A 10,402-nucleotide genomic window follows, 5' to 3' on the forward strand; every position below is an offset into this window, starting at 1 on the left:
CACGCGTGTGAAGCGTGTGCTCTCCCGCTGAGCTAATCGCCCTGGTTTATGGCTTGCCCGGCAAGCGCTAGTAAAGGGTAGCACTCACACCCAGGGGTGTCAAGACAAAAAAAGGCTAAAATAGCCCCGATGGACACAGCACTTTTAATCAAGATGGGTGGTAGTTTGAAGGGTGGGGGTGAACTCCTGGATGAGCTTGCGGCCTATCCGGGCTCGCTGGTAGTGGTGCATGGGGGTGGCCCCAGCATTGGGGAGTGGCTGAATCGGCTGGGCTTCCAGACCTACTTTCACCAGGGTATGCGGGTCACCCCTCCCGAGCAGATGGAAGTAGTGGAGATGGTGCTCACCTCCCTGGGCAAGCAGCTGGCCAGCGGTCTATCGCGGCGTGGACGGCCGAGCGTCGCCCTTACCGGACGCGATGCCGGACTGCTGCAAGCCGACTTGTTCGATCCTGCGCTGGGCCGGGTAGGCGAGGTGTCCAAAGTTAATACCGACCTCATACAAAGGCTACTCCAAACGGGTCTGACCCCCCTTATTGCCCCCATCGGACTTGACGAGCAAGGCCCCCTCAACATCAATGCCGATACCGCAGCCGGGGCCGTCGCCGGAGCCCTGCACCTTCCCGCCGTCTTCCTGACCGATGTGGTGGGGGTTCTGCGCGATCCGCAGAGCCCTTCCAGCCGCTTTACCCAGCTTAGCGAGTCGCAGGCCCGGGCTTTGATCCAGGATGGAACCATCTATGGCGGCATGATTCCCAAGGTCCAGGCAGCATTAAACGCACTGGGCAAGGGCGCCCCCTGGGCCACCATTGCTAAGGGAACCCAGGGCGTCTTGCAGGCCGTGCTGAAAGGCACCACCGGTACGCGGGTGATGGGCTAAGTAGAATTGCCAGCAGATCTGGACCGAAACCAGGCGCCAGTAGGGTAGCTTCGGATAATTTGCCTGGAGCGCCAGCTCAGGGTAATCAGGGGGAGGCCGCCGAGATCCACACCGGGCACTGATCTCCGGATCATTGGGTCCTTAAGGGGTCGGCAGCAGGCCCTGCGCCCGGTTATAGACCCGCACCTGCAAGCTTCCTTTCTTGCACCGGTGCAGCAGGTTGGCGTTTCCCCCTTCGGCAGTCGCACGGATGTAATGTAGAGCTTCTTACACGAAGCTAGTTCTGATACCATCGGGGACGGAATCACAAACCGCGTGGGGCTGGCCAAACTCCGTACTCAGCACCTGCTCGGGGTGTCCTTTCCTGGCTTAGGGGGTACGGATACCGCAGTCCGCTTCCATGTTGCAATCATCAGAATCGGCTATCCTGGAGTGGATGTATAAGAACCTCCAGGCTTTTATCCGCGAACTCGAGCGTCGCCAGGAGCTCGTCCGGGTCAAAGAATCGGTCTCGAGCGAGCTGGAAATCACCGAGATCGCCGACCGTATGGTCAAGTCGGGCGGCCCCGCCTTGCTGTTTGAAACCGTACAAGACCGCGATTTTCCGGTTTTTATCGGAGGCTATGGTACCGCAGAACGCACCGCTGTGGCCATGGGCGTGAAAAGCCTGGACGACCTGGCCATCCGGGTCGCCAGCCTGATGAAGCTCAATCCTGGCAAGGGCGGCCTCAAGGCGGCTTTCGCCTTGTTGCCCAAGTTGCGCGAGCTGAAGGGTTTCTTTCCCAAAAAAGTGCGCGGCGGCCCAGTGCAGGAAGTGGTGCTGCGGGGGGAACAGGTTAACCTGGGCAGAATTCCCATTCTGAAATGCTGGCCCCTGGACGGCGGCCCGTTCATAACCCTGCCGCTGGTGATCACCAGAGACCCGGAGGCGGGTGAGTTGAACCGGGGGATGTACCGGATGCAGGGGCTGGACAAGCAGAGCACCGCCATGCACTGGCAGTTGCACAAGGTCGGGCGGCGGCACTACGACAAAGCCAAAAAACTGGGCAAGCGGCTGGAAATCGCGGTAGCCATTGGAGGCGACCCCATCCTGACCTACGCTGCTACGGCCCCAGTGCCGCCCATTCCGGGCGTGAATGAGTTCAACCTGGCCGGGTTTTTGCGCGGGAGGCCAGTTGAGCTAACCCCGGGCATTACGGTGGATCTGCCCGTGCCCGCCGAGGCCGAGTTTATTCTGGAAGGCTACGTAGACCCCGCCGAGGAGCTGGTGGTGGAGGGGCCGTTTGGCGACCACACCGGTTTCTACACCCTGGAAGAGCCCTACCCCCGTTTTCACGTGACCGCTATTACCCACCGCAAAAACGCGGTCTACCCCGCGACCATCGTGGGCCGACCCCCCATGGAAGACGCCTACCTGATCGAGGCTTCCGAGCGGTTGTTTCTGCCTGCTGCCCAGCTCATCCTGCCGGAAATCCACGACTACCACATGCCGCCGGCGGGGGTGGCTCACAACTGGGTGAATGTCGGCATCGAGAAACGCTACCCCGGTCAGGGTTACAAGGTCGCCAACGGCCTGTTTGGACTGGGACAGATGATGTTTGCCAAGGTGATGGTGGTGCTAGATGCCGGTGCGCCCCTCAAAGGCCCTGCCTCGCTGCAAGCGGCCCTCGAGCGGGCCCTGCCGGGTCGCGACACCCTGGTCTCGAGGGGCCCGATTGATGTGCTGGATCACTCGTCCCGTGCGATGGGTTTTGGCGGTAAGCTGATAATTGACGGCACCACCAAGCTAGAAGAAGAAGGCGGCACCCTCCCCTTTGCTCTCCAGGCACATGCCAGCCTGCCGGGTATTCCAGGGGTGCAGCAAAAACAACTTCCGGGCATCTGGATGGTCACTTTAGAGAAAACCCACCCCCACCAGGCCAGAGAAATTGCCGAGCGCCTGCGGGTAGCGCCCCACAGCGCGGGCATCCGCCTGATGCTCCTGACCGACAGCGACACCCGCCTCGAGTTCGACGAGGTGATGTGGGCAGTGCTCAACAACATAGACCCCGAACGCGATGCCTGGGTAATGCAAGCAGTGGAGGGCCCCTTGCTGGTGCTGGACGGTACCCGCAAGCTGGCCGAGGAAGGCTTCAATCGCCGCTGGCCGCCCAAAATCCTGATGTCGCCCGAAATGGTCGAGCGCGTGGACGAGCGCTGGCACCGCCTGGGGCTGCCTGCTCTGCCTCCCAAAGGTACTACGGTGGTCGCCAGGGACTGATCCCGGATTTGGGTGGATGGTCTCCCGGCGGGCGAGGGCTTCACAAACCTGAACCACCGCTGGCATGGAAGGGTCGCTTTGCCAGGCCGGTGTGAGTCATATAACCGGGTTTCCCGCCGTCCAGCGGCTACCCTCGTCGTATGAAAGCCTTCCTCCTTTCCTGGCTGCTCCTTTTGGGGGCTCCGGTTCTGGCTCAGACCCTGGTTGAGGTAACCACCGTAGCGGCTATCGCCTCCACCCTTGACGCCAGTGTGCGTTTTCCTTCTGGCTCCTTCCGGGCCGGACGCGGCAGCGACGCGATTGTGGCCCGAATTCCCGATGGAAGCCGGTTTAATCTGGAAGTCTATGCCGCCAGGGGTCTGGCCGCACGCCTGCAAGCGGGGTTTGTGCAGCAAATCCTGACCAGCTTTGCAGTAGCGGGCTACTTCGTGGAGCGGCAGCAAGAGACGCAGGTCGCGGACGAGACTCGAACCCGCTTCGACCTCAAGGATGGTGCAGGCAGGGCAGCCATCCTGTTTGTGGTGCGCAGGGGCGATGAACTGGTCTACGCCTTTGGCCGGGCGAGATGATGCCGATAGCACGGGGTGCCCTTCGCATGGGTTGAGTCTACGGTCAGGCCCGAAGATGGCTCAGGGTGGGGGCCGTTTCGCCCGGCCCTGGATGCAGTGCCTGCGAAAATCGCGATAAGCTATGGTTTATGGATGGGCCTGTGCGCTGGTCGGAGCTCGAGGCCAGGGTGGATCTGGGCGAGTTGCCTGCTTTCCACCGGGCTTTCCTTAACCTGCACCGCCCCGAGCTTTCCGCCGACACCCTGCCGCTGCGGCGGGTGCAGCAGTACGTCAGCCAGACCCTGTATGCGCTGGTCAAAGCGGGTAGGGCCAGACGCGTGGATGAGGACTTTGAAGTCCCGCCGGAGGTCATCCCCGAACCCTACCGAGGGCAGATCTGAATTTGCCAGCCTGTTCTGGCTGCTCGCACCTGCCTCACACTTCCCCCCGCACGATTTCCCGCTAATATATTGGGCGTTATGCGCGTCATCGTGATTGGGGCCAGGGCTAGTTTGCTGGCTCAAGCTCAAACCCGCTGGGTGGTGGAACGCCTGAAGGAAAACTGGCCCGAGGCCGAGTTCAAAATACGCACCGTACAGGCCAGAAACGCCTCCCAGGATAGTGCAGAAGCCCTGCGTCAAGCGCTTAGTCAACGGGAAGTGGACATTGCGGTGTATTCCCTGAAGCATCTGCCCACCCTCGAGATACCGGAGATTCATCTGATTGCCGTACCCAAGCGGGTAGAGCCCCGGGAGGCCCTGGTGGGGCGCAGCAGCAAGCGCCTGGAAGATTTGTCCAGGGGCGCGGCGGTGGCGGTGAACAGCCTGCGGCGCAAAGCGCAGTTGCTGGCCTACCGCCCCGACTTGAACCTGTGTGATCTGGAGGGCGATGTAGACGACCGCCTGACCGCTTTGGGAACCGGTGAGTATGACGCCGTGATTATCGGGGCGGCCAGCCTGTTGCGCCTGGATCTGCACAACCGCATTGACCAGTTGATCGCCCCCGAAATTGTGCTGCCGGCGCCCGGCCAGGGTGCCCTGGGACTGGAAGTGCGCCAGGGGGATGACTGGGCCGAAGAGCTGGCCTACAGCCTTAACCACCGCGCCTCCTTCGTGCGCGTGACTGCCGAGCGGGCTTTCCTGCGAGCCCTGGGCGCTGGCGATGAGTGTGCCGCAGGAGCGCTGGCAACCTTGGAAGACGACGATACCCTGGTCTTGCAGGGCGTGGTCTGCTCTCCCGATGGCCGCGAACTGATCCGCGCCGAGATCGAGGGCGATGCCGAAGAAGCTGCCGAGTTGGGCAGCGATCTGGCCCAGGACTTGCTGGCCGAGGGTGGACGGGAGTTGCTGGAAGTTGTGCAGGCCAGGTAAAGGGCAGTAGGCGGTGACCCTAAGCCCTACCGGGTTTCATCCCGCAATTCTGAGGTAAACTCGAGGTAACGGGTCGGGATTGTGGCCTTTGTCCTAGCCGGCTGGTTATAATCTAGGGATAACGATGGGAATGAAACGTTTGACCAGGCAGCGCAAGGCCGTACTCGAGGTGGTTCGCCACGCCCGGGGTCACCACCCCGATGCAGCCTGGGTGTTCACCGAAGTTCGCAAAACCGTGCCCAGCATCAGCCTGGGAACCGTATACCGTACCCTGGATACCCTCATCGAGGAGGGCTATCTGCTCCCCCTCTCGCGCCCCAATGAGGCCCTCCAATACGAGGCCAATCTGGACGGGCACCTGCACTTGATCTGTCGCAGTTGCAACGAGTTTTTTGACATCGTGCATCCACTGCCCGACCTCTTGAGTGGGGTCAAGGCCAGCTACCCCGAGTTCGAAATTGACCGTGTGCAGGTCGAATACCAGGGCATTTGTCCAAAATGCAGGAGCAGTGCACAATAGAGCGTTCGTTACATGGGTTGCGCCTGGTGACGAGTTGGCAAATCGCGTCAGAACCGGGGCAGATGCATCCGTCCTGGATGCAAAGCGAGTGAAGGGCAACCAGTCCCCCTGCCCCATCCCGAAGCGTAAACCAGGCTGTATTCGTCATCAATTGGGCCGTACAGCCCTTTCGTAAAATGCAGTCACTGCAGGATCAGCCGAGCCAGTTCCTGCGGCTTTTCTTGCTGCGGCAGGTGACCACAACCGGGAATGAGGTGGAGTTCTGCACCGGGAATCCAGCTACACAGCAGCTTGCCCGCCTCCACCGGAATCAGCAAGTCCTGCTCGCCCCAGACCAGGGTGGTGGGCACCTGGATCCGGCCCAACCGGGCAGGGTTGGGGTTGCCCAGCAACCCTTCCAGAGCCATCCAGCGGAAGGTTGAAAAATAAGCCCGGCGCTGGTCGTCGCTCCAGACCCGATCCCAGACCCGCTCCCGCAAAAACTGGCGGTCTTCGGGGGAAAGGGCATCCAGGTTGCCATAATAGGGCCGCAGGCTTTCGTAGGCCGCATCCTGCGAGTTGCGGAAACTACTGTAAATTTTTTCACCCTGGCCTGGAATCAAAAACATCATCTGTACCTTACCCAGCTTGCTGCGCACCGGAGGGCCATCCACCAGTACCAGCCGAGCTACCAGGTCAGCACGGCGCCCAGCCACCCGCAAAGCTACGGCTGCACCCATGGAATTGCCTACCAGCACGGCTTGCGGAATTTTCAGGTTTTCCAGCAAGGCCACCACCGTATCTGCAAAAAAGGTGAGGGTATAGGCCCGCCTGGGGTGATCGGAACGACCAAACCCAGGCAAGTCGGGGGCAACCACCCGTCCACGCCCCATCAGCAGCGGGAAAATCTGGCGCCAGCTATCCGCCTCATCTCCCAACCCATGTATCAGCAAAAACGTTATATCCTGGGCACTGGTAGCCCCAGAGTCGTAGATGTGTAGTCCAACCCCATTCGCATTGACCCTGCGCTGATAGGGCTTTAGACTGTCGGGAACATTAAATTTGGGTTTCATATGCTCCTGAGTGGCTCCGGTGTGCATCTGCTACCACATCCACTCCATAGGGGTTCAGGCGCTGCACGTTTGCCATAGCGCATCGGCTTCCGACCCTATCCGCTTGACAACCTGTACGATGGCGCAGTTTATGGCCACTGGTCTAGAGTCCTGTGCGTGTCGCATAGGGCGATCCAGAACCCCATCTCGGTGCCAAGCATCACCTCCGCTCAAATCGCCTCCGCCAGGCGCTTGAAGGCTTCGGGCATCTCGGGTCTGGCTCCCCCATTGGCCCAACTGAAGCGCAAATCCATCAGGTTGCCTGCCCCCACCCCCATACCGCTGGGGAAAAGCGCGGTGTAGTCCAGCGGATCGGTTACTTCCTCTCCCCCAAAGCTCTCGCGAAACCGCCGCACTTCCAGGGGATGCCCAAAATGAAAGGCGTAGGTATCGGCGAGTTCCTGCCATAAAAAGCGCGGCTTAAGGGGGGGTTCGGCCAGCTCGCCCCGGCGGCGCAAGAAGGCCGAGGCCCGGCCAGGACGCAGGCGAAGGGTGGCCTCGAGGACATCCCCCATCGCCCCAAAGCTGCCCACAAAAGGCCGCACCAGATCGTACCCCTGGACGTTTTTCACCGTGAGGCCCCCAGCCCGGACGGTATGTCCTTTGGGCGATTTGAACTCGAGCCCCAGCACCTCGCTCCCCATAAAAAAAGTCTGGGCAAACCCTCCTCGCTTCAGCAGGCCGTCCAGCCTGCCGGGTAGCTCCACCGGTGGGAAGGGGGGGAAGAGCCCCTGAGGCAGGGCCTCCCAGATCTCCGTCAGCCGGGTATCGCCGGTGGCAGTCAGGTACTGGTCGGCGGCGGAAACCTGTAATACCGGCATGCCCTTATGCTATAAGCCAGGGCTCAGCGAAACAACCCGCACCGTGCCTGGTAGGGGTCGGAAATCAGGCCAGGCTGGGTGCTGAACCCCATGGCATAGCCGCTCTTCATCTCTGGCCAGCCCAGTAAAAACGGCTCGCCACTGGTAGCAAAGTTGAGCCAGTGGGACTGTAGCTGGCGGGCCAGAGTCCTGGACTTGTCCATGGCCTCTAGGGTTAAAAACAGGACCAGCGCAGGCCAGCGGGTCTCGGTTCCAAACAACAGCGGCAACTCGATGCCATGAAAGCTGCCCAACACGTCCAGCACCGGCGAAACCCAGCTCATCAGATAGGCATAGGTGGGGGCGTGGTCGGCCTGGACGACTCCAGCCGCCAGCGTGGGGCAGAGCAGGATTCGGTCACTCTGAAAGTGAGCCCAGGCTTCGTTGGGATGGGAGTAGCGGGCCTGGTAGAGCGCAACAGCCTGAGCGCCCCTGCCGGGCAGCTTCCCTTCCACCCGTCTGGCAAACTCGAGCCAGTCGGACGGCCCTGCCAAACGCTCCCCCCAGGTCTCCTGGGCGGTTGCACCCACAATCAGGGGGATTCCTCCGGCCTCGCCCTCGCGCAGGGCTTGCAGGGGTGGTTTGTTCAACACCACCCCATCCAGATGGGGCTTCCAGGGCACCTCGGAAAACTCCCCGACCTCGACCCGTTGCAACAGCGCCCCGATGCTGCGGTCTTCGGGAGGGAAGAGCCGCTCTAGCGGGATCTGGCGCAAACAGGCCAGGTCATCGGAACTGCAACCCAGCTGCGCCGCCCACTGCTGGCCAAACCCAAAGCCCTGCTCGAGGGTTCGCACATAATCGCAGCCTCCCGACTGGAGGATGGCCTTGTGAAACAGCCCTCGGGCGCCCGGGGTCGCCAGCAGGGTGCAGACCGCCATCCCGCCCGCCGACTGCCCGAACAGGGTGATGTTGTGGGGGTTTCCCCCAAATGCCTCGATATTGCGCTGTATCCAGTGCAGGGCTTCCAGCATGTCCAGCAACCCGTAATTACCTGCCGAGCCGGAAGGCGATTCTCGTTGCAGCGAGGGCAAAGCCAGCCAGCCCAGCGAACCCAAGCGGTAGTTGATGCCCACCACCACCGCCCCCTGGGAGGCCAGCGATGTGCCGTCGTAGAGGGGCTCGGCCCAGCTTCCCCCGGTATAGCTGCCCCCGTGAATCCAGACCATCACCGGGTAGCCACCCTCGGGGGGGGCAGCCATCGGCATCCAGACCCCCAGGTTCAGACAGTCTTCGCTTTGGGGTGGGATGTACCCGCCCAGCCGGGTGGTGAAGACCCCACGCTGGGGACAGGCATAGCCCGGCTGGGTCGCTCTGAAGACGCCTTCGAGGCGCAAGATGGGCTGCGGGGCTTTCCAGCGTTCGGCTCTGGCGTAGGGGATGCCGAGAAAATAGGCCACCTGGGCTTTTTCGTTGAGGCCCCCTAAAATACGTCCCTGTGGGGTGAGCACCAAAGCCGATTGAGCCCAAGCAGCGCCGAGCAGAACCCCTAAGGCAACCAGCCGGTGCATATTTTTGTATTGTGTACGAGAGCGGGGTTTCTGGCTGTGTCCAGGGTCAGAAATCGTCGGGCGTCAGGGGCCGAGTGTCCTGGGCCGGTAATGTTGCTGGACAACTGCCCGGGGCTATGAACTTCATCTTTTGACTTTGAGGGTTTACTGTTTTCCGCTCAGCCTGCTACCAGAGGTAGAGCACCGCAATTTTGAAGGGGTAGCGGTCGGAGATGCCCACCTCGAGGGCCATCGGATCAAGGTACAGCCGCCCGCCCAGCCCATAGGCCAGGTTGAAGCCGCCCTCGATGCCCAACCCGAGATAGCCCGAAATGACCCCACCGGGAATCTCGAGGCTGACCACAGGCCCCAGGTGAAAACCAAAAATGCTGCCCACCGTGTTGAAGCTGAGATCTGCACCCAGACCTGCCGAAAGGGTAAGATCGGCCACCGTAAGAGCCGGTAGCAGATTGGCCTTAACCAGTGCCCAGACTTCAACATTATCAAAGCTGGTGGGCACAATGACCTCGAGATCCAGACCGGTGTCAATCCCCAGGGGGCTGAACGGCAGTCCCATACTGGTCTGCACCATCAGCCCCCGATTGATCCCAAACCCCACCCCCACGGTGTTTTCGGGGTAGGCCGGAGCCTGGGCAAAGGCTAAACCAGCAACCAGAGTCAGCAGGGCAAGCAGTCGCTTCATGATTCCTCCAAGATCCGCCCCATCATAACAGGCCGATTTCAGGAAACGGCGGGCTTTTTTACTGCCCAGTGCAGAATCCTGGTTCGCCTTCGACCAACCCCTCAAGGACGTTTGTCCCTTTTGCAGCCCGGTCATACTATGGCTTATATGTGGCCCAGATCAGGCCCGGCCCGTGCCGACCGTCTTCTGCAGACGGGCTGGGTGGTTTTTCTTTCGGGTCTGGTTTTGCTGATCTCCACCCAGTTTATTCTGCGCGACCCTCGCAGTCTGATTCTGCCCAGCACCTTTCTGAACCACCAACTCTGCAAGGGTTCTTCCGGCCCGATCCCAAATCAGCCATCAAACCCCGGCTCTCACTCCGGTGGGCACTGCCCCCTCTGCCTGATTCAGAGCTTTAGCGATGGTCAGGTGAGGCTGGTGCTGTCACTGCCCGTCCGGGTGTTGCACCCTTTGTACAATCTTGACTCGAGCTCACTCGAGGCCGTTCCCGGGCGGACGGTTGAGCTTCCCCGGATTCGCGCCCCACCCGTCGGAGGAGCCCCTGTAAGCCATGGACGCAGTAAGACGCCCGGGCCACCCTTGGCTTTGGCCTGGACTACACCTCTACCAGGCCAAGGGTGGGGTGGATAGGATCAGTGGACTAAAGCAGGGTTAATGGGCCGGTTCCGGGGGGTTCGAAGG

General features: G+C 61.3%; 10 protein-coding genes. 6 read left to right on the forward strand and 4 right to left on the reverse strand.

All coding sequences use genetic code 11. From position 1 onward, the window contains the following. Nucleotides 1–129: 129 nt before the first annotated feature. The 6 genes from argB to Q0288_RS11350 all read left to right on the forward strand — a co-directional run bounded on the left by argB (nucleotide 130) and on the right by Q0288_RS11350 (nucleotide 5,577). Nucleotides 130–879 (forward strand): acetylglutamate kinase, encoded by a 750-nt coding sequence (argB, locus tag Q0288_RS11325; RefSeq protein ID WP_299430466.1) that lies wholly within the window; start codon nucleotides 130–132, stop codon nucleotides 877–879. A 436-nt stretch (nucleotides 880–1,315) separates the two neighbouring features. Beyond that, nucleotides 1,316–3,139 carry a menaquinone biosynthesis decarboxylase gene (locus Q0288_RS11330; protein WP_299430468.1) on the forward strand — a complete coding sequence of 608 codons (1,824 nt, stop codon included), beginning with the start codon at nucleotides 1,316–1,318 and terminating at the stop codon, nucleotides 3,137–3,139. A gap of 140 nt (nucleotides 3,140–3,279) precedes the next feature. After that, a complete protein-coding gene (locus tag Q0288_RS11335; RefSeq protein WP_299430470.1) occupies nucleotides 3,280–3,708 on the forward strand; it encodes a hypothetical protein in 429 nt (142 codons plus the stop codon). A 128-nt stretch (nucleotides 3,709–3,836) separates the two neighbouring features. After that, entirely contained in the window at nucleotides 3,837–4,088 is a 252-nt protein-coding gene (locus Q0288_RS11340) for a hypothetical protein (protein ID WP_299430472.1), read from the forward strand. Nucleotides 4,089–4,166: 78 nt separating this feature from the next. After that, entirely contained in the window at nucleotides 4,167–5,057 is an 891-nt protein-coding gene (gene hemC / locus Q0288_RS11345; protein WP_299430475.1) for a hydroxymethylbilane synthase, read from the forward strand. Between the two features lie 124 nt (nucleotides 5,058–5,181). Beyond that, nucleotides 5,182–5,577 (forward strand): transcriptional repressor, encoded by a 396-nt coding sequence (locus Q0288_RS11350; RefSeq protein WP_299430477.1) that lies wholly within the window; start codon nucleotides 5,182–5,184, stop codon nucleotides 5,575–5,577. Between the two features lie 182 nt (nucleotides 5,578–5,759). Here Q0288_RS11350 and Q0288_RS11355 read toward each other — a convergent pair whose 3' ends face one another. From Q0288_RS11355 to Q0288_RS11370, 4 genes are all read right to left on the reverse strand, one after another. After that, entirely contained in the window at nucleotides 5,760–6,629 is an 870-nt protein-coding gene (locus tag Q0288_RS11355) for an alpha/beta hydrolase (protein ID WP_299430479.1), read from the reverse strand. A 209-nt stretch (nucleotides 6,630–6,838) separates the two neighbouring features. Continuing rightward, a complete protein-coding gene (locus Q0288_RS11360) occupies nucleotides 6,839–7,489 on the reverse strand; it encodes a DUF5639 domain-containing protein (RefSeq protein WP_299430480.1) in 651 nt (216 codons plus the stop codon). 23 nt (nucleotides 7,490–7,512) lie between these two features. Beyond that, a complete protein-coding gene (locus tag Q0288_RS11365; RefSeq protein ID WP_299430482.1) occupies nucleotides 7,513–9,039 on the reverse strand; it encodes a carboxylesterase family protein in 1,527 nt (508 codons plus the stop codon). A gap of 166 nt (nucleotides 9,040–9,205) precedes the next feature. Continuing rightward, nucleotides 9,206–9,721 (reverse strand): bioflim formation protein, encoded by a 516-nt coding sequence (locus Q0288_RS11370; RefSeq protein ID WP_299430484.1) that lies wholly within the window; start codon nucleotides 9,719–9,721, stop codon nucleotides 9,206–9,208. Nucleotides 9,722–10,402 lie beyond the last annotated feature (681 nt).

Source organism: uncultured Meiothermus sp. (genome assembly GCF_937863175.1).
In the GTDB taxonomy this organism is placed as follows: Bacteria; Deinococcota; Deinococci; order Deinococcales; family Thermaceae; genus Meiothermus.